The organism is Haloferax volcanii DS2, from assembly GCF_000025685.1.
GTDB lineage: Archaea > Halobacteriota > Halobacteria > Halobacteriales > Haloferacaceae > Haloferax > Haloferax volcanii.
The window spans coordinates 1,463,890-1,488,019 of sequence record NC_013967.1 but is presented as its reverse complement, the minus strand read 5'-3'; the positions used below and the strand labels follow the sequence as shown (position 1 = coordinate 1,488,019).

Here is a 24,130-nt window from a genome sequence, read left to right as displayed (position 1 = left end):
CAGTTTACGAGTCGCGCTCCGAACAGCGGCCACGCTTCTCAGCGGAGCGAGTAAATGTTGGATTCGTACGTTTCGCGCACTCTGTCGCCCCAGTTGTGGGTGTACGTGTCGATGATGTCGCCGGCAACGTCGCCGCGGAGGTACTTGACGATGCCGCGGTCGCCGGTGCGGTCCCGAAGGTGGGTGGTGAAGAAGTGCCGGAAGTAGTGGGGCGTGACGTTCTCCTCGCGGTCGCCGCCCGCCCGGTACCAGCCGGCGTCGGCGGCGTGAGCGGTGACGACGTGGTGGACGGCGTCGGGTTCCAAGCGCCGGCCCCACCCCGAGGCGGTGCCGACGAAAAGCGGTTCGGCCGGTGACGGCGAATCCGGACGAATCGCCAGCCAGCGCAGGAGGACGGCCTCCAACTCGTCGTCGACGGGGACGACCGTCGACCGCTTTCGCTTGTTCGAGGCGGTTCGCTCCTCGCCGTTCGTGACGCTTCCGACGCTCGGGTCGGCGGCGACGTATATCGACGGCCCGCGACCGTCGAGGGCGGCGCGGGTCGATACATCGTCCAGAGGTGTCTCCGCCGACAGCGACACGTCTCGAAGATCGAGGTTGCACAGTTCGCCGACGCGCATCCCGGTCTTGAGGAGGGTGACCACCAGCGCGTGGTCCAGCGGATGGGCGATGTCCCGGACGAACCCCCGCATCTGCGGGACCGAAAGCTCACGTCGAGCGGGGTTGGTGTCGATGCGCTCGTCCATCTCCTCCATCACGAGGCTCATCGGGTTGGAGTCGAACGCGCCGACCTGCGCCATGTAGGCGTAAAACCGGTGGAGGTAGGAGGCGTACGTCGCCACCGTGCTCGGCGCGACATCGCGGTTTCGAAGGGTGTGTATCCACGCCATGCAGTCGCGGTGAGTCGCGTCGTCGACCGACCGGGCCGTCCCGGCGGGGTTCCGCGAGGGGTCGCCGAGAAACGACTCAAACGCTCGGAGAACGCGCTCGTAGGCGTCGCGGGTCCGGTCGGTCTTCCCGTGATAGGTCATATCCTGCAGGAAATACCCGACCGGGTCCTCCGCGTCGGCGGGTCGCTCAGCGGCCATCGCGCTCCGCCAGCGTGTAACCGCCGTGTCGCCCGCTGTACACGACTCGGCCCTTCGATTGGAGCTCCTGAAGCGTCGATTCGAGGCGGTCTTCGATGTCGTCGGTCAGCGCCGCGACGAGGTCGTCCCACGACCGGTACGAATCGGCCGCGAGCGCCTCGACGATTCGGTCCTCGAACCCGCCGTTATTTTCACTCTCATTCTCCTGATTTGAACCGTCGTTCTGGTCCCCCGTCTTTCCCCCGTCAACCCCCGGGGTTGTCGCCGCTTCGTCGCCCCTCGACGGAACGTCGAAATCCCGCCGACCGGCCTGTACCATCGTCCTGACAAATTCACTTTGGCTCATCCCGAGTCGGTCCGCGTGATCCTTCCAGACGGCCTTCTGGTGGGCCGGGAGGTAGGTTTGCACCGTCGCACGGTCGACCTCGTCGCTCATGGACGGTCCGACACGGGGGCCGATATTCAATCTACCGGCACAGTCCAGAATAAGAGAAGTTATCCTGAGCAGTGCATGCGGATTTTCGGCGGCGAGTCTGTGTTATCCCGAATACTGCAATCGTATTTTCGGCAATTTGCATGCAGTATTCTGGATATTAGATTCTCCCGGAGAGCGCCGATTTTGGCCGTTTCGAGCGAATCTGAGACTCGGCCAACATTCAGTTGCTTTCGAGAGGTCGAATATCACGCAGTACCGTCTCTTTTCTGTGATGGCACCCGATTTTTGGATGGTACTTCTCCAACCAATTACTCCCGGAGTAACGCATAGAGAACCCACTTACACGGGTTTAGTTATTTCACAACCGATGTTACTGAATTATTATAAAAACTCGATGGCGGTGATTTTGTCTCCACTTTATTTCTCCCGTCATAGAGTGAATACTTACCCATATATTTTCTGTCTATTTTCACAGAAATATATTTGCGGAGCGACGCACCATCCGTGTTCTCTCGAACGGCTATATTTCAACCTAAATTAACTCGGTATTTTCACTGATTATATCAGCCATTTGTCTCTGAATATATGCCGTCGGACGGTGCTTCGTTTCGAATCGGCTCTGTCTGTTATTATGTGGGGCGTCGTCTCGAAGAACTCTGATGAATGTTGTCTGATTCGAACACGCAACCACCCGGGTGACTCCGTTCCGAACCCACCCGAAGACGAACCAACTGAGGTCTTTGGCGGCTCGATTCGGCCTCTGTTGACGCCTTCACAGCCCTCGTCTTCGCGGTGAGAACCGTCACTCGGGGCGTGGCCCCCGCTCAGATGGAGCGGCGCTCAAGCGCGCTGTGGCCGTCCTGACGGGATTGCGTGAATCCGAGGGTTCGGGTCTCGCTCACGGCCGGATGCCGACGACTCACTCGCTCGGCGGTGACGACCCGTTCGAGAACCATCTCTCGGCTGGTGGCTCGCTCGGGCGGACCGTCTCGAATTTCGAATGCGACGCCGCACTCCGTCTGCACGACCGGACTCGCGGCCGCGTCCCCGCAACCGCTGTACTTCCGACTGCGATACGAACCACCCGAGCCGCGAGCGCGACGTGGCTGTCACTTGCGGCGTTGACGACCCAAGCACTATCGTCCCTTGGAACTCCGATTTTCCTCGTTAGCGCGACTCAATCCCCGATTCTCTGAACGCTTCGGTCGCTGGCGGTTTGTCCGATTCGAGACTCGTATATTCTATTTCGCTATACACAATTCTGGTTCTCGGGTTCGACCGAGCTCGGGAAATTCGAGGTCCCGTCGAACCCGGCCGGTTCGCGTCGAAGTCACTGAGACGACCGGATGCCAACGACTTCACCCGGCGCTACGCTTCGACTCGCTCTATCAGGTCGGGGCCGTCGTTGGCGGGGCTGTTCACCCGCGTCGAGACGGGGTACGCCGTGAGTTCGTCGTCGGGGTAGGTGTCGAGGAGCGCGGCCGCCTCGTCGGGGTCGCCGTGGAGCCACGTCTGCTCGTCTTCGGGCGCGAGGACGACCGCCATCCGGTGGTGGAGCTCCGAGACGAGGTCGTTCGGTTCGGTCGTGACGACGGTGAACGTCTCAAGCGGTTCCTGCTCGCGCGAGGGGCCGCCGCTCCCGAAGTCGCCGAGGCCGGTCTGTTTCGTGGAGGCCGTCCACCGCTCCCAGAGGCCGGCCATGGCGAACGGTCGGTCGTCCTCGAAGGCGACGCGATAGGGCTGTTTGCGTCCGCCGCGGTCGACCCACTCGTAGAAGCCGTTCGAGGGAACGAGGCACCGGCGGGCCTCGTAGGCGTCGGCGAAACTCCGCTTCTCGCGGACGGTCTCCGCGCGGGCGTTGATTCGGTTGTTGCCGACACTTGCGCTGTCGGCCCACGAGGGGACGAGCCCCCACTTCAGAAAGCGGAACTCCTCGGGCGCGTCGTTGGTCACGACCGGGAGTTCCTGACCGGGCGCGCAGTTGTACCGCGCCGAAAGCGGGCGCGTCGGCGTCGCGTCGAACCGCGTTTCGAGTTCCTCGGGTGGGGTAAACAGCGTGTAGCGGCCGCACATATCTCCGGCTTCGCGCTCTGCGGGTAAAACGCCCGCGGCGGGGGAAGTGCGGGAGCACGCCGGGAGTGCGGCCGCCGGCCCACGACGACGCATTTAGGGTTGCCGACGCCCCCCTGTCGGACATGCGAATCGAGAACAGCTTCATCCCCGTCCGCGGCGTGGGCGAGCGGACGGAGCGGAACCTCTGGCGGGCCGGGGCGACCCACTGGGACGAGTTCGACGCCTCGCTCGTCGGCGCGAAGACGGGCGACCGAATCGAGACGTTCATCGCCGACGCCGCCGCCCACCTCGACGACGGTAACTCGCGGTTCTTCGATGACTGCTTCCCCGCGGGCGAACGCTGGCGACTCTACGAGAACTTCCGCGACGAGACGTGCTTTTTCGACATCGAGACGACCGGCCTCTCGCCCGAGCGCGACTCGGTGACGACCGTCTCGTTCTATCAGGACGGTGAGACCACGACGCTCGTCAGCGGCGAGGACCTGACCGCCGACGCCCTCCGCGAGCAGTTCGTCGACGCGAAACTCATCGCGACGTTCAACGGCGCGCGCTTCGACGTGCCCTTCCTCGAAACCTCGTTCGACGTCTCCATCGACGTGCCGCACGTCGACCTCATGTATCCCTGCCGCACGCTCGACCTCACTGGCGGACTGAAGGAAATCGAGAAAGACGTGGGCATCGACCGCGACCGCCCCGACATCTCCGGGCGCGACGCCGTCCGCCTCTGGCGGGAATACGAGCGCGGCGACCAGTCGGCGCTCGACACGCTCGTCTCCTACAACCGCGAGGACGCGGTCAACCTCGAACGCCTCATGGAGACGGTCACCGGCAGACTCCACGACCGCGCCTGCGAGGGTCTCGACGCCGACCTCGCCTGAGTCGAGCGAGAAGTTGACCCCGCGCCCGCGCGAGCGCCGCCGACTCGTGCGGGCGTGCCGGAACCCCGCGCTTTTTTCATCCCCCGAAGCGACGCGCCGCACATGACCGACGACCCCGACGCCGACCCCGAGGCGGACGACTCCGCCGATTCGACCCCGTCGTCCGACGACGCGACCGAGGCAACCGAGGCGACCGACGGCGACGAGCCAGTCGACGCCGACGCGACCGTCGAAGCGGCGGACGGCGGCACCGACGAGCGCGACAACGGTAACGGCAACGGCGACGAGACCGTCCCGCACGTCGAACTCGACCTCTACGAACTCTCTGTCCGCGTCAGCGGGCAGTCCAGCGACGAACTCGACGACGTGGAGGCGTCGGCGACCCGCCTCATGGACTACCTCGTCGACCACGCCAAAGAGCTGGAAGACCAACCCGACAGCCGCGGACTGAGCTAACTCCGGCGCTCGCGTCCCTCTCCTCGGTTTTGGTAAACCTAAAAGTTCAAGAGCGGCCGTCAATAACCCCGTCCAATGACCGAGTACACCTTCGACGACCTCGCGGTCGTGATGGGGACGTACAACGAAGAGCAGGCCATCGGGTCCGTGTTGGCCGACATCGACCGGATTACCGACGGGCGCGCCGAAGTCGTCTGCGTGGACGGGTCGGACGACCGGACGCCCGAAATCGCCCGGAAGATGGGTGCGCGCGTCATCGAACAGGAGCCGCAGGGGTACGGCGTCGCGGTCGAGGCCGCGGTGCTCGCGCCCGACCGCCCGGTCGTCGTCACCACGGACTGCGACGACACTTATCCGATGGAGTATCTGCCGAAGTTCCTCGACCTCATCAACGACGGCTACGACGTGGTCTCCGGCGACCGAATCACGAAGGGCGCGGAGACGATGCCCCGACTCAACCGCGCGGGGAACATCGCGTTCGCCCGCCTCGCCAGCTTCCTCATGGGCGCGACTGTCCACGACACGACCACCGGCATGCGGGCGTACCGCCGCGAACTCCTCCACGACATCGAGTGGACGGAGAACACCGGACTGTCGGCCGAACTCCTCATCCGCCCCGCGATGCGCGGCTACAACATCGCCGAGGTTCCCATCCCCTACCGCGAGCGCGCCGGCGAGACGAAACTCGACCCCTTCGCCGGCGGCGCGGCCATCGGGAAATCCATCGTCAAAGTCTGCCTGGAAGAACGGCTCCGACTCTGAACGGGCGGTTCGTTCGGTTTCTCCGCCGTTCTGACTCCGAACCGACGTGGCTCCCGACGGCCGTGCGTTTCGATACCATACCGCACATCGCTCATACGTGGCTCGGCCGAATATCCGGCATGGCTTCGACCACGAACCGCCGTCGCTTCCTCGCGCTCGGCGTCGGCGCTGCCATCGCCGGCTGTCTCGGGAGCGAGCCACCCGTCGCGGACGACGATGCCGCGAGAGCCGACGACGCGCCCGAGTCCGCCGAGTCCGCCGCCCCCGCCGACTCGACCGACGCCGCCGCGGGCGACTACTCGGGACCGTTCGAGCTTCCGGTCCCCGAAGACGAACTGCGTCGAGGCGCGCCGATAGACGCCATTCCGGCTATCACCGCCCCCGTCTTCGCAGACGACTGGACCGGGTTCGACGGGTCGGCGCTCGTCGCCGCCGGCTCGCGGTGGGACCTCCTCACCGGCCGCGCGCTCGACGGCCCCCACGAGGGCGCGGTCCTGACGCGCGCGAACGACCGCTCGCCGATGTTCTGGTTCGCGTGGGCCGACTTCAACCCGGAGACGGAGATACACGGGGCCTGACCGGGCGGCCGGGGCTGCGGGTTCTGAAGAGTCTGAGGGAGTCGGTCGCGCGGCGAGCGCGCGTTCTTCGAGGGCGATACGCGGGGAAAACGAGGGATTCGGTCGTTGTTTCGGGCGGCGATTACGACGAGTTCAGGATGTCGCGGACGCGCCGGGGTTCGCCGGAGAGCGCGGGTTGCTTCTCGACGATTTTCAGCACCTCGTGGTCGGTCACGTCGGGGTAGGACTTCCCGATTGCCTCCTCGATGAGGGCCTTTTCGAGGCGGAACTCCGTTCCCTCGTAGACCACGTCTACGCCGTCGTCGTCGAAAGAGAGAATCGTCATACCTCTCGTTGTTTCCCGCGAGTAGTTAAATACACGTCGTCACCGGGAAACCGACTGCCCCGTCGTGTCTGACGGTTGTCTTGCGGACGGTTTATTACGGCACGGGTGTTGGTTCGGAGCGTGTCACTGGGTACGGACCCGCTCGATGCGCTCGAAATCCCCGACGGGACGACGGTCGAGGAACACGACCTCGTCACCGACGGCGACGTCGTCGTCGGCGGGCAGAGCACCGTCGAGTTCGGCGTCCGCGGGCGGAACGTCCTCGCGGGCGAGCGCGTCACCTTCGGCGGCGACATCGAGGCCGAGGCCGACTGCCGACTCGACATGCTCGACGACGTGGCCGGCAACGTCCTCGTCGGCAACGACGCCTACCTCGGTGAGCGCGTCCACATCGCCGGCCGCCTGATGGTCTCTGGCGACCTCGATATCGGGGACGACGTCGATATCGAAGAGGGGTTCGAGGCCAACGGCTGGATCGTCATCCGCAACCCGATTCCGACGCTCGTGTTCTACTTTATCGTCCTCTCGCAACTCCTCCGACTCGGTGAGGACGAGGCGGCCGACGAACTCGCAGAGACCCTCGCGGGCGAGTCGCCGCACGACCCGCTCGTGATTCCACGGAACGCCACCGTCTCCGACGACGCGTGGCGCGTTTCGACGCCCGCGCACGTCGGTTCGGACTGCCGGATTCACGGCAACATCCGCGCGAAGTCCATCGACCTCGCAGAGGACAACAACGTCTTCGGGAGCCTCCGCGCCCGCGACGATATCGTCGTCGGGAGCGGGACGCGCATCCACGGCGACGTGACCACCCGAAACGGCGAGGTTCGCATCCACGAGGACGCGCGCGTCCTCGGCGACGTGTCCTGCAACGACCTCGTGCTCGAAGCCGGCGCGCACGTCGACGGCACGATGCGCGCCCGCGGCGAAATGCGCATCCACCGCGACAACCTCCCTCGCGAAGCCGAGTAACCGACGCCGAGGGTCCGACACCGGGGCTGACTGACCGGCCGCGACCACCCGCGCGCCGCGATAGCAACAGTCGCCGTTTGTGCTTACCCAACGATTAATCCTCCGCGTCGAGAGTGTCGTCTATGGACAACCGACTGAAACTTCTCTCGGTCGCCCTCCTCGTCGTCCTCGCCGGGTGCACCGGCGGCGCGGCGGACGGCGGTGCCGGTAGCGCCGGCGGTGCGGAGAGCGTCTCGCTCACCGCCGACGCGTCCGGTTCCGCCGAGGCCGAACAGACGGGCGGCGACGACCTCCCGCAGGCCCAGCGGCGGGCAGTCATCAGGAACGGGCAGATAGAACTGACCGTCGACGAGTTCAACGAGTCGCGCGACGCGGTCGAATCGACCGCCGAATCCTACGGCGGCTACGTCAGCGACTCCAATGAGTACGTCAACCGCCGGAGCGGCGGCACCTACCGCTCGGGCCAACTCGTCGTGCGCGTCCCCTCCGAGGACTTCTCGGCGTTCATGACCGATATGAAGGCCCTCGGTGAGGTCGAGCGCGTCGAGACGAACTCCGAAGACGTGACCGACCAACTGGTCGACATCGAAGCGCGACTGAGCAATCTTCGCGCCCAGCGCGACCGCCTGCGCGACCTCTACGAGTCGGCCAATACGACCGAGGACGTGCTCGCGGTCGAAGAGCGCCTGACGGACGTCCAGACCGAAATCGAGCGACTCGAAGCCCAGAAGCAGTCGCTCGAAGACCGCGTCGCCCTCTCGACCGTCCGGGTCTCGCTGTCCGAACGACCGCCCGGCCCGGCGCAGTGGTACGACACGCCGGTCTTACAGGCGTTCTCCGAGTCGGTCAACGGCGCGTTCGTCGCCCTCCGGGCGCTCGTCGTCGCCGTCGCCTACGCCGTCCCGTACCTCGTCGTCTTCGGCGGCCTCCTCGCGATTCTCGGGAGCGGGGTGGTGCTCGCCGGCCGCGCCGCGTTCAGGCGACTGACGGACTGACCTCGTTTCGCCCGCCGCTCCGTCGTCGCTCGCGCTTCCGCACACGCGAGCGTTTTTCCGCGTCCGCGACCATCGTCGACCCATGCTCTCTCTCGCGTTAGCCGGCAAGCCGAACGCCGGCAAATCGACGTTCTACACGGCCTCGACGCTCGCCGAGGTCGACGTGGCGAACTACCCCTTCACGACTATCGACGCGAACCGCGGCGTCACGCACGCTCGCACCCGCTGTCCCTGTCTCGACCGCGACGAGCGCTGCGGCAACTGCGAGGACGGCATCCGCTACGTCGCCGTCGAACTCGTGGACGTGGCGGGGCTCGTCCCCGGCGCGCACGAGGGTCGCGGCCTCGGCAACCAGTTCCTCGACGAGCTGACGAACGCCGACGCCATCGTCAACGTCGTCGACGCCTCCGGGGGGACGAACGCCGAGGGCGAGCCCGTCGAGGTGGGGAGTTTCGACCCCGTCGAGGAGGTCGACTTCATCGAGGAGGAACTCGAACAGTGGCTCGCGGGCATCGTCCACAAGAACTGGGAGTCCGTGGTTCGCAAGTCGCGGTCGCCCGACTTCGACATGGACGACGCGCTTTCGGACCTCCTGACGGGCGTCGGCGCGAACGAGTACGACATCGCCGCGGTCCTGCGACAGCTCGACTACTCGCCGAACCCACGAGACTGGGACGACGCGGACCGCGTCGAACTCGCCCGCGCGATTCGCCAGCGGACCAAGCCAATCGTCCTCGTCGCCAACAAGGTTGACATCGCGCCGCCGGAGAACCTCGACCGACTCGCCGAGACCGGAAAGCCCGTCATCGCCGCGACCGCGGACGGCGAACTCGCGCTCCGGCGGGCCCGCGAGGCGGGCATCATCGACTACCACCCCGGCGACGACGACTTCGAACTCGTCGGCGACGTGAGCGGCGCACAGGAGCAGGGCCTCGAACGCATCCGCGACCTGATGGGCGAACACGGCGGCACCGGCACGCAGGAAGCCATCAACACCGCCGTTTACGACGTGCTCGACCGCATCACGGTCTACCCGGTCCAAAACGAGTCGAAATGGACCGACGGTACGGGCAACGTCCTCCCCGACGCCTTCCTCCTCCCGCGGGGGTCGACGCCGCGGGACCTCGCGTACGCGGTCCACTCGGACATCGGTGACGGCTACCTCCACGCGGTCGACGCGCGAGCGAAACGCCGCATCGCCGAGGACCACGAACTCGAAGAGGGCGACGTCATCAAAATCGTCTCGACGGCGAAGTAGCTGTCAGCAGTTCGTCTTTTCCGCGCGTTCCCGTTGCTTTCGATTGGTCAGGAATCCGTCCGCCACGCCACACGTAAACCAAAATTCGCTATACAGAATTAGTCATCTCACATTCTCCGAGAGAGGACGAACACAGAAAGCGGAATCGCGCCGCAAGGTCGACTGTCGTGCGGCTCACGCGTCGTGATTTGCGGCGGAAAACAGCGATTCGTCGCAGGTGGGGCTCAGAGATCCTTGGCGACGCGAAGCTCCGAGTCGGTGACCGTTTCGACCGACTCGGCCGGCACCTCGATGTCGTCGCCGTCGGCGTCACCGAAGCCGAGGCCCTGCAGGACTGCCTCGGCGATGTCGGGGTCGGGTTCGACGTACGCGATTTGGGCGTCCGTGTCGACTTCGGTCACGATTCCGATCTGTTCGGCCTCCTCGTCCATGAGGAACTTTCCTTCGTCGGCGGTCGAGAGAACTGACATTCGACCAATCGTTATACCGGGGTGACATAATATCCTGTGGCCGGCACGAACGCTGATACGCGTTGCCCGCGTACGAGAGGCGTGACAATCAGTCCACAAGTCTCCGAGGCCGGCGCTCGTCGGCTCCCGCTGTCGGAGACGCGGGTGCTTCTCGGCGTCGGGCTGGCGATTGCCCTCGTCGCCGGTCTCGTCTTTCGCGTCGTCGGCCAACTCGTGTTGGTGCCCTCCCGGCCGCTGGTCACGGCCGCGGTGTTCGCGCTGACGGTCCCCGCGATGTGGGCGCTCGCGGTCGGAATCTTCCGGTGGCGCGGGCTGTCCAGTGGCGCGCGGCGGGAGGCCGCGGTGCTGCTCGTCGTCCCGGGCATGCTCGTCGACGCGGTCTCGACGGCGCTGTTCTCGGTCGTCTACCCGAACATGGGCCTCGAAGCCGCGGGGCTCTTCGGGGGGCTGTTGCTCTTGGCGTACGCGACGGTGCTGGTCGCGGGGTTCGTCAGTCGATGAAAAATCGCGGTCCGTCGGGGTTAGTCGGACGACGACCCGAACACGTTCGGGACGCTCACGTCGGCGTGTTGCGAGAGGTAGTACGCGAGCGCGAACAGCGCGACGACGCCGATGCCGAGGAGCGCCAGCGAGCCCACGCCGTAGCCGCTCGCGAGGAACAGCCCCGTCGCGACGGCTCCGCAGAGGACGGCGTACGGAATCTGCGTGTTCACGTGGTCGACGTGGTCCGCGCCGGCGAACATCGACGAGAGGACCGTCGTGTCGCTGATGGGCGAACAGTGGTCACCGAACAGCGAGCCGGTGAGAATCGCGCCGATGGCACCGGGGAGCGGCGCGCCGAGCTGGTAGGCAAGCGGCACCGCGACGGGGAACATGATTCCCATCGTCCCCCACGACGTGCCGATGGAGAACGAGATGATGGCCGCGGCGAGGAAGACGACCGCGGGCAGGAGTTCGGGCGTGATGACGCCCTGGGCGACGCTGACGACGAACGGACCCACGCCGAGCGCCTCGCTGACGCTCCCGATGGTCCACGCCAGCGAGAGGACGGCCACGGGGAACATGACCATCTTGAAGCCCTCGAAGATGGCGTCGCTGACGGCTTCGAGTTCGACGCGGGCGTGGCCGACGAGGATGGCGAGCAGCAGCGCGCACGCCGAGAAGACGCCCCAGAGGATGGCGTCGGCGGTGGCCGCGTCCTTCAGCGCCTCGACGGGTACCTGCCCGGGCCAGCCGCCGGAGTACAGCAGGCCGAAGCCGGTAACGGCGACGAGCGTGACGATGGGTGCGGCGAAGTACCACCAGCGCGAATCGACGTAGTCGGGCGTGACGATGTCCTCCTCGCGCGTCTCGATGAGGGGGTCGGCGTCGTCGCCGAGGACCTTCCCCTCCTCTTTCGCGCGGCGCTCGGCGCGTTGCATCGGCCCGAAGTCCCAGTCCATCACGACGAGGATGAACACGAGGGCGACCGCGAGCAGGCTGTAAAAGCGGAACGGGATGCTCTGGAGGAACACCACGAAGGCGCTCTGGTCGATGCCGAGCGAGGCGAACTGCTCGCGGATGAGACCGACCTCGAAGCCGACCCACGTCGAGACGACGGCGACGCTCACCACGGGCGAGGTGGTCGAGTCGAGCAGGTACGCGAGCTTCTCGCGGCTGATGTCGAACTTGTCGGTGATGGGCCGCATCACCGAGCCCGTAATCATCGTGCTCGCGTAGGAGTCGACGAAGATGAGCATCCCGAGGACGCTCGTCCCCAGCGCGGCCTGTTTACGGGTCTTGATGCGGGCGATGATGCGCTGTGCGAGCGCGTTCATCCCGCCCGAGAGGAATATCATCCCGAGCATCGCGCCCGAAAGGAAGGTAAACAGGAGGAGTTTGCTGTTGAACGACTCGGTCACGTTGTTGATGACCAACTGGAGGGAGTACGCCGCCCCGCCGATTGGGTTCCATCCCACCAGGATGGTCGCACCGATCCAGATGCCGGTGAACAGTGAGAGGAGCACCTGCCGACTGGCCAGCGTCAGCACGATTGCGAAGAGCGCCGGCAGCAGGCTGATGACTCCATGCGTCTCTGCGGGCATGACAAATGTTTCCTCACCGGCTCCCGAATTTAAGGGTTTTCACTTCGAGACCTGAGAATAAGACGCATCGGATGCCGTGAGTTGTCGTAGTTCGGTCGACGAATCGACCGACTGCGGGCGTGTTGCGGGCTCAGACGACCGCGTCGTACGCCTCGCCCATTATCTCGATGGCCTCGCGGAGCGACTCGGTGTCGGTCGCGTACGAAAGTCGGGCGTAGCCGTGGCCGTGTTCACCGAACGCCTCGCCCGGCACGATAATCACGCCGCGGTCGATGCACTCGTCGACGAAGCCCTCGGGCACCTCGGGCATGACGTAGAACGCGCCGCCCGGCGACGGGACGGTGAGGCCGATGTCCTCCAGTCCCTCGACGACGAGGTCGCGGCGCTCGCGGAACGTTTCGGTCATCTCCTCGATGCGGTCCTGCGGGCCGCTGAGCGCGGCCTCGGCCGCGAACTGCGCCGGCGCGGAGGCGCACGCCTGCACGTACTGGTGGACGCGGAGCATCCGTTCGACCCGGCGGGTGGAGCCGTACACCCAGCCGAGTCGCCAGCCGGTCATCGAAAACAGCTTCGAGGCCGAGTTGACGACGACGACGTTGTCCGTCTCGGCGAACTCGATGGGCGAGCGGTGTTCGCCCTCGAAGACGGTGTACTCGTACACCTCGTCGGAGATACAGAGCACGTCGTGTTCGTCGGCGATGCGGGCGAACTCCGCGATGTCGTCGGGCGGCGACACCGCGCCCGTCGGATTGCCGGGGCTGTTGACGACGAACGCCGCGGTGTCCTCGGTGATGGCGTCTTCGACCGCCGCGGGGTCGAGCGTCAGGTCGTCGCGGAGCGGGACCGGCACCGGTTCGCCGCCGGCGAGTTTCGTGAGCGCGTCGTAGGAGACGAAGCCGGGGTCGGGGATGATGACCTCGTCGCCCTCGTTCACGTGCGCCTCGATGGCGATGTGGAGCGCCTCGCTCCCGCCCGCCGTTGCGATGACGTCGTCGGGGTCGAGGTCGACGCCCTGGTCGCGGCGGTGCTTCTCGGCGATGGCCTCGCGCAGGCTCGGGAGGCCCTTGTTCCCGGTGTAGCCGTCGGCCTCGCCGGCTTCGATGGCCTCGACGGCCGCCTGCCGGGCGTGGTCCGGGGCCGGGAAGTCGGGCTGACCCAGCCCGAGGTTGATAGCGTCTTCGCCAGCCGCCTCGAACACCTTGCGAATGCCGCTGATGGAGATTCGCTCCACCCGGTCGGAGAAGTGCGTCATATCCTATCCGGTGTCGCCGTTCGGGATAGTTCTTCCCACGCACGGCCGCGGTCGACCAATCGGCTCGGTGACGTGACTGGCGGTGTTTGGCGGCCATTCATGCCGCTATCTCGGAGTCAACAGTTCAGCGAAACCGACCGTTCAAACCTCGAATACGGTCGTAGAACGGGAATAACTCGGTTTCAATGCGTCATCTACCGCGTCTATCGTTACCGGGTACGCGCCCCGAATAAGGCGCTGATTCGTAACGAGGGCATGACAGAGGCACCACGTTCGACGTCGATTAGCCGTAGACGATTCCTGCAAGGGTCCGGCCTCGCAGCGACCGCCGGCCTCGCGGGTTGTCTCGGCGGGTCCGGCGGAAGCGGGCTGGACGAACTCAACGTCGCCTACATGCCCATCTACCCGGATATGCAGTACTTCGTGATGGAAGAAGAGGGACTGTTCGACCAGCTTTCGGTCCCGGTCTCGGGCAAGAAGTTCTCCGACGGCCCGAGCATCGTCCAGGCGTCGGCGACGGGCGACTTCGACGTGATGATGTTCGGTATCGTCCCGGCGATGATTGTCATGGACAAGGGCATCCCCGCGAAGATAACCGCGGCGAACATCAAAAACGCGATGCAGATTCTCGCCACCGACGAGTTCGCCGCGCTGTGGGAGGAACACGGCTCGGACGCCTTCGCGGAGTTCGAGGCGGAGAAGGGTCGTAAGTTCACGTTCGGCACGTTCCCGCCGGGGTCGGTCCCGGACATCCTGCTCCGCTACTGGATTCAGAACACGCTCGGGCTCGACCCCGAGGAGGACGTGAACATCAAGGGCCTCGGCGGCGCGGCCGCGGTCCAGCAGGCGCTCCTCTCGAACAACGTCGACGGCACGAGCATCATGGAGCCCGTGCCGACGGTCATCGACGCCAACGACGCGCCGTTCCAGCCCATCGCGTGGGCGGGCGACTTCATGCCCGGCCAGCCCGCGGCGGTCACGCTCATGCACGACCGCCTCCGGCAGGACAACCGCGACCTCGCCACGGAGTTCGTCGAACTCCACCAGCAGGCGACGAACTTCGTCGCCGACAACCCCGACACGGCCGCCCAGCACGCGAGCACGGTCATCGGGGAGAGCGCGCTCCCGGTCGAGACCGCCCGCGCGGCGCTCGATTCGCCCGCCTCGGACTTCATCACAGACCCCCACGACATCGAGGGCGGCGCTGAAATATTCGCCGACTACGCCCAGACGCTCGGGAAGACGGAGGCGCAGTTGACCGTCGACGAGATGTTCGACTACGGTATCTACGACTCGCTATGAGCAACGACGAAGTCGGCAGCGGCGTCGCCCTCTCGGAGACCGAGGCGGACGAGCGACTGCTCGACCGGCTCGCGGGGTTCTCCTCGGAACGGGCGGGGCTCGCGGTCGCCGGCTTCGCGGGCTTTCTCGCCGTCTGGCACGTCGCCGCGCTGTTCCAGCCGACGTATCTCCTCCCCTCGCCCGTCGAGGTGCTCGCGGCGTTCGTCGTCGAACTCACCGCGCCGGCGTCGCTTTCGATTCCCTTCACCGGTGCGGAACTCCCGGCGACGCGGCTCCTCGTCAAATTAGTCCAGAGTCTCTACCACTACGTGCCGGGCCTGCTCATCGGGACCTCGCTCGGCGTCTTCGCGGGCATCGCCATGGGCTGGAACACCCGCGTCGACAGCGTCTTCACGCCGGTCACGCGCCTGCTCCGGCCGATTCCGCCGCTGGCGTGGATTGGGTTCGCAGTCATCTGGCTCGGCGTCAACCACCAAGGCGCGACGTTCATCGTGGCCATCGGCTCCTTCTGGATTAACTTTTACAGCGCCTACGGCGGCGTCGAGGGCGTCTCCGAGGACCTCAAGGAGGTCGCGGCGACCCTCGGCGTCGACGACGACTGGACGATGATTCGGAAGGTCGTCATCCCGGCGGCCAGCCCCTCCATCATGACCGGCATCCGGACGAGCATCGGCCAGTGCTGGATGATCGTCGTCGCGGCCGAACTCATCGTCGGCGTCGGCGTCGGCTACGAGATTCTCAACACGGCGCAGAACCTCGCGATGGACGTGTCGGTCGCCTACATGCTCGTTATCAGCATCGTCTTCCTCGTGAGCGACGGCCTGTTCCGCCGGGTCGAACGGCGGGTGCTGGAGTGGAGAGCATGAGCGACGACGCGAACGCGGATGCGGGGGCGGCCGGGGACACGAGCGCAACCGCGGCCGACTCCGACGAGGCCGCGACGGTCAGCGTCGACTCGCTCGGCAAGACCTACGCGTCCGACCGGCGGACGGTCGAGGCGCTGTCGGACGTGGAGTTCGCCGTCGAGGACGGCGAGTTCGTCTGTATCGTCGGCCCCTCGGGGTGCGGCAAGACGACGCTGTTCCGCATCATCGCCGGTCTCGAAGACGCCACCTCGGGCGCGGTCACCCTCGACGGCTCGCCCGTCACCGGCCCCGGAACCGACCGCGGGATGGTGTTCCAAGAGTACGGGCTGTTCCCGTGGCGGACCGTCAGCGAGAACGTCGCCTTCGGGCTCGAAGAACAGGGCGTCGAGGAGCCGGCGCGCTCGGAGCGCGTGACGGAGATGCTCGAACTCGTCGGCCTCGACGGCTTCGCCGACGCCTATCCCAAAGAGCTGTCCGGCGGGATGAAACAGCGCGTCGGCATCGCCCGAGCGCTCGCGGTCGACCCCGAACTGTTCCTCATGGACGAGCCGTTCGGCGCGGTCGACGCGCAGACCCGCGACATGCTCCACGGCGAACTGCTCGACATCTGGGCGGAGACGGACAAGACGGTGCTGTTCGTCACCCACGACGTGGAGGAGGCGGTCACGCTCGCAGACCGCGTGGTCGTCATGGCCGCCAACCCCGGTCGCGTCCGCGAAATCGTCTCGGTCGATATCGACCGCCCGCGCGAGCGGACCGAAAGCGAGTTCGCGGCATACGTCGAGCGGATTCGCGGGCTCATCGGGGAGTAAGTTTTTCGCCCCCGGTTCGGTAGCCCAGTTTATGATGTCTAGACGACAGATGGTCGCTGGCGCAGTTGCCGGACTCGGTGGCATCGGCCTCGTCGGAAACGCGGTGTATCAGGAACACAGGCCGAAGCTGTCGCTCTCGGTGATGAACTTCCACGACCAACCGCACTCCGTGACCGTGCAACTCGTTCGCCGCGGTGCCGACGAGTGGGGCGAAGGACTCGCGTGGATGGAGTATATCGACATCGAGGCGCAACCCGAGGACGGGGACGTTCCGAGACTGAACTTTCCGGCGGTTGCTCCCGCTCGGCCGTACATCGCCCGCATCGAAGCCCTGAGCCACAATATCGGCGACCGAGAGTTCACGTACCTGCCCGACTGCTCCGGGTACGACTCACCAACACCCAGCATGTACATCGTCATCTCCACGGACGCGGAGATTAAACTCAAAGGGACCGGGTGTAGCGATGATTCGCTGTGGTACTGAACTACTCCCGCGCCGCTCGCAATTCGTCGATGTGCGCGTCGATGACCGACAGCGTCGCGTCGGCGTCGACGTAGCCCTTCTCGTACTCCTTCATCGCGCTGTTGTAGTCGCTGAGGAACTGTGCGACCGCGTCGTCGAGGTCGTCGCTCATACACGTCCGTAGCCCCGTCATCGGATTTGAATCTTCGGCCCGCGGGCGGCGGGCGGCGGGCCGGAACCCCGAGACACTCCCGCCCGGCTCGGCCCGCGTGTCCACCGCGGGACCGTCGATTTATCACCGCGCCCCGCCAACGCGCCGGTAGTGACGACCCTCCGATTCGAGGACGGAACCGTCCACATCGGCACTGACGGCGACAGCGCTGCGGGCGACGACTCCGACGTTCGGGCCGCCCTCGCCGACGTACCGAGCGTCGAAGCCGACCCCCGAAGCGGCGGCTATCGCGCCCCTGCGATTCGGTACGCCGCGGTTCGGGACGCGCTCGACGCGGCCGGCGTCGACTCCGACGACCGGGTCGCGGCCGCCCTCGACTCCCCGCTCTCGCTTTCGACGACTTACGACCTCCGCGACTACCAGCGCGCCGCCCTCGACGCGTGGCTCGATGCAGACGCAGCGGGCGTCGTGGAACTCCCGACCGGCGCGGGTAAGACGGTGCTGGCGGTCGCGGCGATGGTCGCCCGCTCGGTCCCGACGCTCGTCGTCGTGCCGACCATCGATTTACAGGACCAGTGGATACGCGAACTCGAAACCGAGTTCGACGTGCCGGTCGGGCGCTTCGGCGGCGGCGAACAGACGCAGGAGGCCATCACGGTCTCGACGTACGACTCGGCGTACCTCCGCGCCGACGACGTGGGGGGCGACTTCGGCCTCGTCGTCTTCGACGAGGTGCACCACCTCGGCGGCGAGGGATACCGGGACATCCCGCGGTTCCTCGCCGCGCCCGCCCGCCTCGGCCTGACGGCGACGTTCGAGCGACCGGACGGCGCGCACGAGCGCGTCGAGGAACTCGTCGGCCCGCGGGTGTACCGCCTCGACGTGGACGATTTGGCGGGCGACCACCTCGCTGATTACGAGGTCCGTCGCATCGAGGTCGAACTGACGGCCGACGAGCGCGAGACGTACGACCAGGCCCAGGAGACGTTCGTGAACTACCTGCGCACCTCGGGGCTGTCGATGCAGTCGGGAAGCGACTACCAGAAGCTCGTGATGCGGTCGGGCAACGACCCGCGGGCGCGGGAGGCACTGCTCGCCAAGCAGCGCGCCCGCGACGTGATGATGAACTCCGAGGCGAAAGTGGACAAGCTGGCGCGACTGCTCGCGCGACACCGCGAGGACCGCGTCATCGTCTTCACCGCCTCGACCGACCTCGTCTACCGCATCTCGCGGCGCTTCCTCGTCCCGCCGATAACCAACGAGACCGGGACGAAAGAGCGCCGCGAAATCCTCGACCGCTTCCGCGACGGGACCTACGACACCGTCGTCGCGGCCAACGTGCTCGACGAGGGCGTGGACGTGCCCGACGCCAACGTCGGCATCCTGCTTTCGGGGTCGGGGTCGGAACGCGAGTTCACCCAGCGACTCGGCCGTATCCTCCGGCCGAAGACCGACGGCTCGACCGCGACGCTCTACGAACTCGTGAGCGTCGAGACGGCGGAAGAACGGGTGGCGGCCCGGCGTCGGTGACGCGGAAACCCCTCTCAGACTAGCGAGACGTTCAGGTCGCCGTCGTCGGAGAAGGCGTCGTATTCGACGTCGAACTCGATTTCGAAGTCGGCGGTCCCGCCGGCCGGCACGGTGAGTTCCCGCGACTGCGTCGTGCGTTCGCCGCCGACGCTGACCCGGACTTCGACCGTGGTGAGTCGCTCGGCCCCGCCGTCGTTGAGAACCGACCCGAAGACCCGGAGACGGCCGTCGTCGGTCGCCTCGTAGTCGATATCTTCGATGCGGACCGGGGAGATCTCGGGCGTGTCCCGGGGGTTGCCCGCCGGCGCCGCCGGTGGGTTTCGCGGCCCCGTCGCGCCCGGTAGCGACCCCAGACAACCCGACGACAGGCCGACCGCGACCAGTCCGAGGAGGCGTCGTCGCTCCATACGGTGGCGTCCGCCGCGGACGCAATGAACCTTGCCGTCCGCGTCGTCGGTCGCGTCTCACTCACCGTCGCGCGCGTCTCCCCGCCGCCCGAGTCGCTTTTGTCCCGCGACCCCCTCGTTGCGAGCGTGCTGACGAAGGACCTGCTTCGGGTGTCGCGGGCGGGCGGCGGCTACCACCCGCAGTTCGCTGACCGGGGCGACCGCCCGCTGGCCGCGAAGGCCATCGGCGTCTTCCGGCGACACGTCGGCGACGCGCGGGCCGCCCTCGACGACGCCCTCGCCGACCTCGAAGCCGAGGCCGACGACTTCAAACTCGCCCGCGGGTTCGCGTCGCTGCTCGACCGCGAGGCGGTGTTCGAGACGGCGGCTCCCCTGCCGCCGGTCCGCGCCCGACGCGCCGCGTTCGAGGCCGCGATGAGCGTCGGCGGCGTGGCGACCGAGGAGGAACGGGCCGCGGCGCTCGACCGCGCGGCGTCCTCGCTCGGGTCGTCGCCGGCGGGGGTCGACGAGTCGCTCACGGCCGACCGCGAGGTCGAACAGGTGCTCTCCGAGTTCGACCCGCGGTGGACGCCGGACGAACTGCTCGCGCAGTACAACCTCTCGCTCGCCCAGACCGCCCTGTTCGACGCGACCGAGGTCCGGGTCCGAAGCTCCGACCCGAAGGCCGTCGTCTCGGCGGTCAAGCGCCTCCGCCTGATGTACGAGATTCGGAAGACCGACGCCGGCCGCGAGGTCGTCGTCACCGGCCCCGACGCGCTGTTTCAGCGAACCAGACGCTACGGAACCGCCTTCGCCCGCCTGCTCCGGTCGGTCGCCACCGCCGGCGACTGGCGGCTCGCGGCGACTATCGACGACCGCGGGACCGAGCGCGAGATGACGCTCACGAGCGACGACGTGTCGGTCCCCGGCGTCGAACCGATGGCCGAACCCGGCTTCGACAGCGGCGTGGAGGCCGACTTCGCCGCCCGCTTCCGCGGCCTCGACCTCGACTGGTCGCTCGTCCGGGAGCCGGAACCCCTCGAAACGGGGACGAGCGTGATGATTCCCGACTTCGCGTTCGACTACGCGCACGCCGACTTCCGCGTCTTCTTCGAGATTATGGGCTTTTGGACGCCCGAGTACGTCGAAAAGAAACTGGGCCAACTCGCCGACGTGGAGGACGTGGAACTCGTCGTCGCCGTGGACGAGTCGCTTGGGGTCGGCGAGGACATCGCCGCCCGCGACCACCGCGCCGTCCCCTACGCAGGCTCCGTGCGCGTGAAGGACGTGGTTGACGTGCTGCGCGACTACGAGTCCGACCTCGTCGCCGATGCGGCCTCGTCGCTCCCCGCCGAACTCGCGCCCGACGATGACGTGGTGACGCTGTCGGACCTCGCGGCCGCCCGCGGCGTCTCGGTCGACGCGCTCGACGACGTGGCCTTCCCGGAACACGAACTCGTCGGGCGGACGCTGGTGAGGCCGGCCGTTCTCGACGCGCTCGCCGGCGAAATCGAGGCGGGGCTGTCGCTGTCGGCGGCCGAGTCCGCCCTCGACGACCGCGGCCTCGACGACGCGAGCGCGGTCCTCTCGCGGCTCGGCTACCGGGTCGAGTGGGAGGGACTGACCGGCGGGACGGTCAGAGAGAAGTAGCGGGGCGCAGCACCGCGACCCGGTCGCTGCCGGCTATTCCGGTTTGACGAGGTCTTCCTGCCGGCCCTTGGGGACGGTCGAGCGGAGCTCCCCGTGGAGGTAGAGGCCGACGCCGAGAGGTTCGAGTTCGCCGGCGATTTCGTGGGCGGCGGTGAGGTAGCCCCAGTCGCCCTCCCACCGGTCGAGCTGTTGGTCGTGGCCGTCGACGAACGCCTGCGCCTCGCTCGGACTCAGTTCGATGACGTTCTTCGTCGCGTCGCCGCAGAAGCGCTGGACCGCGTTGGTCGAGGGCTTCCAGTGGCGCTGGCGGGTCCGCAGGATGCGCATCCCGAGTCCCTCGACTTCGATGGGGTCGACGACCTCGCCGTGGAACGCCCAAATCTTGCCCGCGCCCTTCTCCCAGAACGTGTAGCCGTCGAAGACTGCGGGGTCGACGCCGAACCGCTCGTCCCACCAGTCGACGACCTCCTCGCGGGAGGGCCGCCCCTCGACGACGCGGTCGTCGGCCGTCGGCGGCAGGCGGTCGAACTGCTGGCCCCAGTTCTCGTCGGGGGCGGTGTCGTCGCTCATGCGGTCACCTCCAGTTTGGCGGTGAAGAAGCCGCCCGTGTCGTTGTGGTGCGGGTAGACGCGGCGAGCCTTGGTCACCGACGGGTCGTACTCGTCGCCCTCCCACTCGGTGATGCCGGGTGCGGTCTCGAAGCCGCCGGGCACGTCCCACTCGACGACCTCGCAGTCCTCACGTTCGAGGACGAAGTCGAGGATGGCCTCGTTCTCATCGGGCGCGAAGGTGCAGGTGGAGTAGACGACGGTACCGCCGGCTTTCGTCACCTGCACGGCCCGCCGGAGGATGCCCTTCTGGATGCCGGCGACGCTCTTGACGTGGTTCATCGTCCACTCGTCGAGCACGTCGGGGTTCTTCCGACAGGTTCCCTCGCAGGAACACGGCGCGTCGACGAGGACGCGGTCGAACTGCTCGAACGACGCGTCCCTCTCGGGGGTTCGCTCCCCGTAGGGCTTCATCGAGAAGTTGCGGGCGTCCTGATTCGACACGACGAGGTTCGTCACGCCGAGGCGCTCGGCGTTGTGGCGGAGCGCCGACAGCCGACCGAGGTTGTTGTCGTTGCCGACGAGGACGCCCTCGTCGTCCATCATGGCGGCTATCTGGGTCGTCTTCGACCCCGGCGCGGCGCAGGTGTCCCAGACGCGCTCGCCCGGTTGCGGGTCGAGGGCGATAGCCGGGAGCGCCGACACCTCCTCTTGGCCGTGGAGCCAGCCGTGGAAGTACGGCCAGTTCGTCCCCGGACTGCTGTCTTCGAGTTCCAGGATGCCGGGGTGCCAGTCGGTCGGTTCGTAGGCGACGCCCTCGTCGTCGAGCGCCTCGCGGGCGCGCGCCACCGTCGTCTTGATGGTGTTGACGCGGACGACGGAGGGAAGCGGCCGCTCGCAGGCCGCGAAAAAGGCCTCCTCGTCGTCCACGAGCGGCGCGTACCGCTGGAGCGGGTTCATGACACTCGATTCAGCGCGGGCGCGCTTGTCGGTTTCGGAGTCACCGGCGGGGTCGCAGGCGCCGTCGCCGGGAGACGCCACCGGCCGAAGCAGTCGCGCCGGGGCGAGGCCGGCAGGCGATGACCGCACAGTCGCCCGTCGGATTTACCTCGCCCCGGCGACCATGTTCACGTATGGCTCGCATTCGCGTCCTCGCGGAGGAACTCACCGACGAACTGGAGTCGCCGACGCTGGTCGAAGGGCTGCCGGGCGTGGGGTTGGTCGGCAAAATCGCGGCCGACCACCTGGTCTCGGAGTTCGACATGACCCACTACGCCGACGTGTTCTGCGAGGGCGTCCCGAAGGTCGCGGTCTACATGGAGGACGACCCGGCGTTGCACCCGCCGGTCAGGCTCTACGCCGACGCGGAGCGGGACCTGCTCGTCCTCCAGAGCGACATCCCCATCCGGCCCGAGGCGGCGACCGAACTCGCCACCTGCCTCGGCCCGTGGTTCGAGGAACTCGACGTGCTCCCCGTGTTCCTCTCGGGCATCGCCCGCGAGAAGTCCGAGGACGTGCCCGCGCTCTACGGCGTCGGCACCGACGGCGCGGCGTCGCGGCTCGAAGCCGCCGGTATCGACCGTCCGACGGAGACCGGCCTCGTCTCGGGGCCGACGGGCGCGCTCCTGAGCAACGCCGTCTCGGTCGGCCGGCCGGCGCTCGCGTTGGTCGTCGAGTCGGACCCGCAGTTCCCCGACCCCGAGGCGGCCCGCGTCGTCATCAAACACGGCATCGAACCGCTCGTCGGTATCGAGGTGCCCGTGGACGACCTCGTGAACAGCGCCACCGAGATACGACAGGCCAAAGAGCAGTTGGCCCGGCGGATGCAGCAGTCCGACGAGGAGAGCACGCAGGCCCGACCGCTCGGGATGTACCAGTAAGCGGAGTGGGCGGCGCTGGCCGTCGGTCGCGGGGAGTCTCGGCCCGCGCGACGGTTCCGCCCTGAGAAGCGTTTCGGCCGACCCGCAGTCTACACGTTTAAGCCGCGTCGGACACTTCTCCCGCCCATGAGCGACGACCCTGCCGAGTCGGTCACGGACGCGAACGCAGACGCCGAGACTGACGCGGCATCCGACGCAGCGGCGCAGACGGCCGAAGACGCGGCGACGGACGCCGACGGCGAGGCGTCGAGCGCCGAGTCGGCGGCCGAGGAATCCGGCGCGACGGGCGACGGGCCGACCGTCGCCGACCGCGTCGCCGAGTACGACGACGACCTCGCGGCCGAGGTCGCGGCGCTCGAAGCCCGCGTCGACGACCTCGAAGCCGAGCGCGACGAGGCGGAGGCGACGGCCGAGGAACTCCAGTCGCGTCTCAAGCGGACGCAGGCCGACTTCCAGAACTACAAGAAGCGCGCGAAGAAGCGGCAGTCCCAAATCAAAGACCGCGCCACCGAGGACTTCGTCGAGCGCGTCGTCACCGTCCGCGACAACCTCGTTCGCGCGCTCGACCAGGACGAGGACGCCGACATCCGCGGCGGCCTCGAATCGACGCTCAAGGAGTTCGACCGCATCCTCGAAGACGAGAACGTCGAAATCATCGACCCCGAACCGGGGACCGACGTTGACCCGAACCGCCACGAAGTGATGATGCGCGTCGACAGCGACCAGCCGGCGGACACCGTCGCCGACGTGTTCCAGCCCGGCTACGAGATGGCCGACAAGGTCATCCGCGCCGCGCAGATCACGGTCAGCAAGGGCGAATAGCGCGCCGCCGACCGGGCGCTCGCCGTCGCCGGGAGCGGTCTCGCCTCCCCGACCCGGCGAGGACTTTTGTTC

Annotated in this window: 27 protein-coding genes; 16 read left to right on the top strand and 11 right to left on the bottom strand. The window is 67.1% G+C overall.

The window, feature by feature from the left end; translation table 11 throughout:
- Window positions 1-38: 38 nt before the first annotated feature.
- The 3 genes from HVO_RS12480 to HVO_RS12470 form a co-directional block, all read right to left on the bottom strand.
- Entirely contained in the window at window positions 39-1,088 is a 1,050-nt protein-coding gene (locus tag HVO_RS12480) for a tyrosine-type recombinase/integrase (RefSeq protein WP_004041510.1), read from the bottom strand.
- Window positions 1,078-1,524 carry a DUF5805 domain-containing protein gene (locus HVO_RS12475; RefSeq protein ID WP_004041509.1) on the bottom strand — a complete coding sequence of 149 codons (447 nt, stop codon included), beginning with the start codon at window positions 1,522-1,524 and terminating at the stop codon, window positions 1,078-1,080. The genes HVO_RS12480 and HVO_RS12475 overlap by 11 nt, the downstream gene beginning before the upstream one ends.
- A 1,368-nt stretch (window positions 1,525-2,892) precedes the next feature.
- The gene (locus tag HVO_RS12470) at window positions 2,893-3,597 is read right to left on the bottom strand and encodes an SOS response-associated peptidase (RefSeq protein WP_004041508.1); all 705 of its coding nucleotides are present in this window, start codon (window positions 3,595-3,597) and stop codon (window positions 2,893-2,895) included.
- Between the two features lie 122 nt (window positions 3,598-3,719).
- Here HVO_RS12470 and HVO_RS12465 point away from each other — a divergent pair, with 122 nt between their 5' ends.
- The 4 genes from HVO_RS12465 (at window position 3,720) to HVO_RS12450 (ending at window position 6,271) form a co-directional block, all read left to right on the top strand.
- Window positions 3,720-4,475, top strand: a complete 756-nt coding sequence (locus tag HVO_RS12465) for a ribonuclease H-like domain-containing protein (RefSeq protein WP_004041507.1) — start codon at window positions 3,720-3,722, stop codon at window positions 4,473-4,475.
- Window positions 4,476-4,577: 102 nt separating this feature from the next.
- On the top strand, window positions 4,578-4,931 hold the full coding sequence (locus HVO_RS12460) for a hypothetical protein (RefSeq protein WP_004041506.1): 354 nt from the start codon (window positions 4,578-4,580) through the stop codon (window positions 4,929-4,931).
- 75 nt (window positions 4,932-5,006) lie between these two features.
- Window positions 5,007-5,693: a dolichyl-phosphate hexose transferase gene (locus HVO_RS12455; RefSeq protein WP_004041505.1), complete on the top strand. Its 687-nt coding sequence runs from the start codon at window positions 5,007-5,009 to the stop codon at window positions 5,691-5,693.
- Window positions 5,694-5,812: 119 nt separating this feature from the next.
- On the top strand, window positions 5,813-6,271 hold the full coding sequence (locus HVO_RS12450; RefSeq protein ID WP_004041504.1) for a DUF3179 domain-containing (seleno)protein: 459 nt from the start codon (window positions 5,813-5,815) through the stop codon (window positions 6,269-6,271).
- Between the two features lie 121 nt (window positions 6,272-6,392).
- Here the strand turns inward: HVO_RS12450 and HVO_RS12445 are convergent, their stop codons facing one another.
- Window positions 6,393-6,596 (bottom strand): DUF5800 family protein, encoded by a 204-nt coding sequence (locus HVO_RS12445; protein WP_004041503.1) that lies wholly within the window; start codon window positions 6,594-6,596, stop codon window positions 6,393-6,395.
- 120 nt (window positions 6,597-6,716) lie between these two features.
- Here HVO_RS12445 and HVO_RS12440 point away from each other — a divergent pair, with 120 nt between their 5' ends.
- The 3 genes from HVO_RS12440 to HVO_RS12430 all read left to right on the top strand — a co-directional run bounded on the left by HVO_RS12440 (window position 6,717) and on the right by HVO_RS12430 (window position 9,821).
- Window positions 6,717-7,568 (top strand): polymer-forming cytoskeletal protein, encoded by an 852-nt coding sequence (locus HVO_RS12440; protein ID WP_004041502.1) that lies wholly within the window; start codon window positions 6,717-6,719, stop codon window positions 7,566-7,568.
- A 122-nt stretch (window positions 7,569-7,690) separates the two neighbouring features.
- Window positions 7,691-8,563: a DUF4349 domain-containing protein gene (locus HVO_RS12435; protein ID WP_004041501.1), complete on the top strand. Its 873-nt coding sequence runs from the start codon at window positions 7,691-7,693 to the stop codon at window positions 8,561-8,563.
- Window positions 8,564-8,645: 82 nt separating this feature from the next.
- Window positions 8,646-9,821: a redox-regulated ATPase YchF gene (locus HVO_RS12430; RefSeq protein ID WP_004041500.1), complete on the top strand. Its 1,176-nt coding sequence runs from the start codon at window positions 8,646-8,648 to the stop codon at window positions 9,819-9,821.
- Window positions 9,822-10,045: 224 nt separating this feature from the next.
- On the opposite strand, the gene HVO_RS12425 is transcribed toward HVO_RS12430, so the two are convergent.
- Window positions 10,046-10,291, bottom strand: a complete 246-nt coding sequence (locus HVO_RS12425; protein ID WP_004041499.1) for a hypothetical protein — start codon at window positions 10,289-10,291, stop codon at window positions 10,046-10,048.
- 81 nt (window positions 10,292-10,372) lie between these two features.
- Here HVO_RS12425 and HVO_RS12420 point away from each other — a divergent pair, with 81 nt between their 5' ends.
- On the top strand, window positions 10,373-10,792 hold the full coding sequence (locus HVO_RS12420; protein WP_013035489.1) for a DUF5367 family protein: 420 nt from the start codon (window positions 10,373-10,375) through the stop codon (window positions 10,790-10,792).
- A gap of 20 nt (window positions 10,793-10,812) precedes the next feature.
- Here the strand turns inward: HVO_RS12420 and HVO_RS12415 are convergent, their stop codons facing one another.
- Together HVO_RS12415 and HVO_RS12410 are read right to left on the bottom strand one after the other, a co-directional pair.
- Window positions 10,813-12,375, bottom strand: a complete 1,563-nt coding sequence (locus tag HVO_RS12415) for a Na+/H+ antiporter NhaC family protein (protein ID WP_004041497.1) — start codon at window positions 12,373-12,375, stop codon at window positions 10,813-10,815.
- A gap of 130 nt (window positions 12,376-12,505) precedes the next feature.
- The gene (locus HVO_RS12410; RefSeq protein WP_004041496.1) at window positions 12,506-13,627 is read right to left on the bottom strand and encodes a pyridoxal phosphate-dependent aminotransferase; all 1,122 of its coding nucleotides are present in this window, start codon (window positions 13,625-13,627) and stop codon (window positions 12,506-12,508) included.
- Window positions 13,628-13,882: 255 nt separating this feature from the next.
- Between HVO_RS12410 and HVO_RS12405 the strand changes: the two genes are divergently transcribed.
- From HVO_RS12405 to HVO_RS12390, 4 genes are read left to right on the top strand one after another with little or no spacing between them, the layout of a single operon-like run.
- Window positions 13,883-14,929: an ABC transporter substrate-binding protein gene (locus tag HVO_RS12405; protein ID WP_013035588.1), complete on the top strand. Its 1,047-nt coding sequence runs from the start codon at window positions 13,883-13,885 to the stop codon at window positions 14,927-14,929.
- The gene (locus tag HVO_RS12400; protein WP_004041494.1) at window positions 14,926-15,795 is read left to right on the top strand and encodes an ABC transporter permease; all 870 of its coding nucleotides are present in this window, start codon (window positions 14,926-14,928) and stop codon (window positions 15,793-15,795) included. The genes HVO_RS12405 and HVO_RS12400 overlap by 4 nt, the downstream gene beginning before the upstream one ends.
- Window positions 15,783-16,607: an ABC transporter ATP-binding protein gene (locus HVO_RS12395; protein WP_004041493.1), complete on the top strand. Its 825-nt coding sequence runs from the start codon at window positions 15,783-15,785 to the stop codon at window positions 16,605-16,607. Before HVO_RS12400 ends, HVO_RS12395 begins: the two co-directional genes overlap by 13 nt.
- A 34-nt stretch (window positions 16,608-16,641) precedes the next feature.
- Window positions 16,642-17,091, top strand: coding sequence for a hypothetical protein (locus tag HVO_RS12390; RefSeq protein ID WP_013035495.1), 450 nt, complete (start codon window positions 16,642-16,644; stop codon window positions 17,089-17,091).
- Between the two features lies 1 nt (window position 17,092).
- Here HVO_RS12390 and HVO_RS20960 read toward each other — a convergent pair whose 3' ends face one another.
- The gene (locus HVO_RS20960; RefSeq protein ID WP_004041491.1) at window positions 17,093-17,242 is read right to left on the bottom strand and encodes a hypothetical protein; all 150 of its coding nucleotides are present in this window, start codon (window positions 17,240-17,242) and stop codon (window positions 17,093-17,095) included.
- Between the two features lie 150 nt (window positions 17,243-17,392).
- On the opposite strand from HVO_RS20960, the gene HVO_RS12385 reads away from it, so the two are divergent.
- Complete coding sequence (locus HVO_RS12385; protein ID WP_004041490.1) at window positions 17,393-18,772, top strand: DEAD/DEAH box helicase family protein; 1,380 nt, start codon at window positions 17,393-17,395, stop codon at window positions 18,770-18,772.
- 14 nt (window positions 18,773-18,786) lie between these two features.
- Here HVO_RS12385 and HVO_RS12380 read toward each other — a convergent pair whose 3' ends face one another.
- On the bottom strand, window positions 18,787-19,179 hold the full coding sequence (locus HVO_RS12380; RefSeq protein WP_004041489.1) for a hypothetical protein: 393 nt from the start codon (window positions 19,177-19,179) through the stop codon (window positions 18,787-18,789).
- A gap of 126 nt (window positions 19,180-19,305) precedes the next feature.
- Here HVO_RS12380 and HVO_RS12375 point away from each other — a divergent pair, with 126 nt between their 5' ends.
- The gene (locus HVO_RS12375) at window positions 19,306-20,808 is read left to right on the top strand and encodes a DUF790 family protein (RefSeq protein WP_004041488.1); all 1,503 of its coding nucleotides are present in this window, start codon (window positions 19,306-19,308) and stop codon (window positions 20,806-20,808) included.
- 33 nt (window positions 20,809-20,841) lie between these two features.
- Here the strand turns inward: HVO_RS12375 and HVO_RS12370 are convergent, their stop codons facing one another.
- On the bottom strand, window positions 20,842-21,378 hold the full coding sequence (locus HVO_RS12370; RefSeq protein ID WP_004041487.1) for a DUF7122 family protein: 537 nt from the start codon (window positions 21,376-21,378) through the stop codon (window positions 20,842-20,844).
- Complete coding sequence (locus HVO_RS12365; RefSeq protein ID WP_004041486.1) at window positions 21,375-22,316, bottom strand: RsmB/NOP family class I SAM-dependent RNA methyltransferase; 942 nt, start codon at window positions 22,314-22,316, stop codon at window positions 21,375-21,377. The genes HVO_RS12370 and HVO_RS12365 overlap by 4 nt, the downstream gene beginning before the upstream one ends.
- Before the next feature lie 173 nt (window positions 22,317-22,489).
- Here HVO_RS12365 and HVO_RS12360 point away from each other — a divergent pair, with 173 nt between their 5' ends.
- Both HVO_RS12360 and HVO_RS12355 read left to right on the top strand, forming a co-directional pair.
- A complete protein-coding gene (locus tag HVO_RS12360) occupies window positions 22,490-23,236 on the top strand; it encodes a proteasome assembly chaperone family protein (RefSeq protein ID WP_004041485.1) in 747 nt (248 codons plus the stop codon).
- A gap of 126 nt (window positions 23,237-23,362) precedes the next feature.
- Window positions 23,363-24,058 (top strand): nucleotide exchange factor GrpE, encoded by a 696-nt coding sequence (locus HVO_RS12355; protein ID WP_004041484.1) that lies wholly within the window; start codon window positions 23,363-23,365, stop codon window positions 24,056-24,058.
- Window positions 24,059-24,130: the final 72 nt, after the last annotated feature.

What these genes read in the sequence shown, in the direction of transcription:
- HVO_RS12480 (WP_004041510.1), bottom strand. Translation starts at nt 1,088, where the DNA reads ATGGCCGCTGAGCGACCCGCCGACGCGGAGGACCCGGTCGGGTATTTC.
- HVO_RS12475 (WP_004041509.1), bottom strand. Translation starts at nt 1,524, where the DNA reads ATGAGCGACGAGGTCGACCGTGCGACGGTGCAAACCTACCTCCCGGCC.
- HVO_RS12470 (WP_004041508.1), bottom strand. Translation starts at nt 3,597, where the DNA reads ATGTGCGGCCGCTACACGCTGTTTACCCCACCCGAGGAACTCGAAACG.
- HVO_RS12465 (WP_004041507.1), top strand. Translation starts at nt 3,720, where the DNA reads ATGCGAATCGAGAACAGCTTCATCCCCGTCCGCGGCGTGGGCGAGCGG.
- HVO_RS12460 (WP_004041506.1), top strand. Translation starts at nt 4,578, where the DNA reads ATGACCGACGACCCCGACGCCGACCCCGAGGCGGACGACTCCGCCGAT.
- HVO_RS12455 (WP_004041505.1), top strand. Translation starts at nt 5,007, where the DNA reads ATGACCGAGTACACCTTCGACGACCTCGCGGTCGTGATGGGGACGTAC.
- HVO_RS12450 (WP_004041504.1), top strand. Translation starts at nt 5,813, where the DNA reads ATGGCTTCGACCACGAACCGCCGTCGCTTCCTCGCGCTCGGCGTCGGC.
- HVO_RS12445 (WP_004041503.1), bottom strand. Translation starts at nt 6,596, where the DNA reads ATGACGATTCTCTCTTTCGACGACGACGGCGTAGACGTGGTCTACGAG.
- HVO_RS12435 (WP_004041501.1), top strand. Translation starts at nt 7,691, where the DNA reads ATGGACAACCGACTGAAACTTCTCTCGGTCGCCCTCCTCGTCGTCCTC.
- HVO_RS12430 (WP_004041500.1), top strand. Translation starts at nt 8,646, where the DNA reads ATGCTCTCTCTCGCGTTAGCCGGCAAGCCGAACGCCGGCAAATCGACG.
- HVO_RS12425 (WP_004041499.1), bottom strand. Translation starts at nt 10,291, where the DNA reads ATGTCAGTTCTCTCGACCGCCGACGAAGGAAAGTTCCTCATGGACGAG.
- HVO_RS12415 (WP_004041497.1), bottom strand. Translation starts at nt 12,375, where the DNA reads ATGCCCGCAGAGACGCATGGAGTCATCAGCCTGCTGCCGGCGCTCTTC.
- HVO_RS12410 (WP_004041496.1), bottom strand. Translation starts at nt 13,627, where the DNA reads ATGACGCACTTCTCCGACCGGGTGGAGCGAATCTCCATCAGCGGCATT.
- HVO_RS12405 (WP_013035588.1), top strand. Translation starts at nt 13,883, where the DNA reads ATGACAGAGGCACCACGTTCGACGTCGATTAGCCGTAGACGATTCCTG.
- HVO_RS12400 (WP_004041494.1), top strand. Translation starts at nt 14,926, where the DNA reads ATGAGCAACGACGAAGTCGGCAGCGGCGTCGCCCTCTCGGAGACCGAG.
- HVO_RS12390 (WP_013035495.1), top strand. Translation starts at nt 16,642, where the DNA reads ATGTCTAGACGACAGATGGTCGCTGGCGCAGTTGCCGGACTCGGTGGC.
- HVO_RS20960 (WP_004041491.1), bottom strand. Translation starts at nt 17,242, where the DNA reads ATGAGCGACGACCTCGACGACGCGGTCGCACAGTTCCTCAGCGACTAC.
- HVO_RS12380 (WP_004041489.1), bottom strand. Translation starts at nt 19,179, where the DNA reads ATGGAGCGACGACGCCTCCTCGGACTGGTCGCGGTCGGCCTGTCGTCG.
- HVO_RS12370 (WP_004041487.1), bottom strand. Translation starts at nt 21,378, where the DNA reads ATGAGCGACGACACCGCCCCCGACGAGAACTGGGGCCAGCAGTTCGAC.
- HVO_RS12365 (WP_004041486.1), bottom strand. Translation starts at nt 22,316, where the DNA reads ATGAACCCGCTCCAGCGGTACGCGCCGCTCGTGGACGACGAGGAGGCC.
- HVO_RS12360 (WP_004041485.1), top strand. Translation starts at nt 22,490, where the DNA reads ATGGCTCGCATTCGCGTCCTCGCGGAGGAACTCACCGACGAACTGGAG.
- HVO_RS12355 (WP_004041484.1), top strand. Translation starts at nt 23,363, where the DNA reads ATGAGCGACGACCCTGCCGAGTCGGTCACGGACGCGAACGCAGACGCC.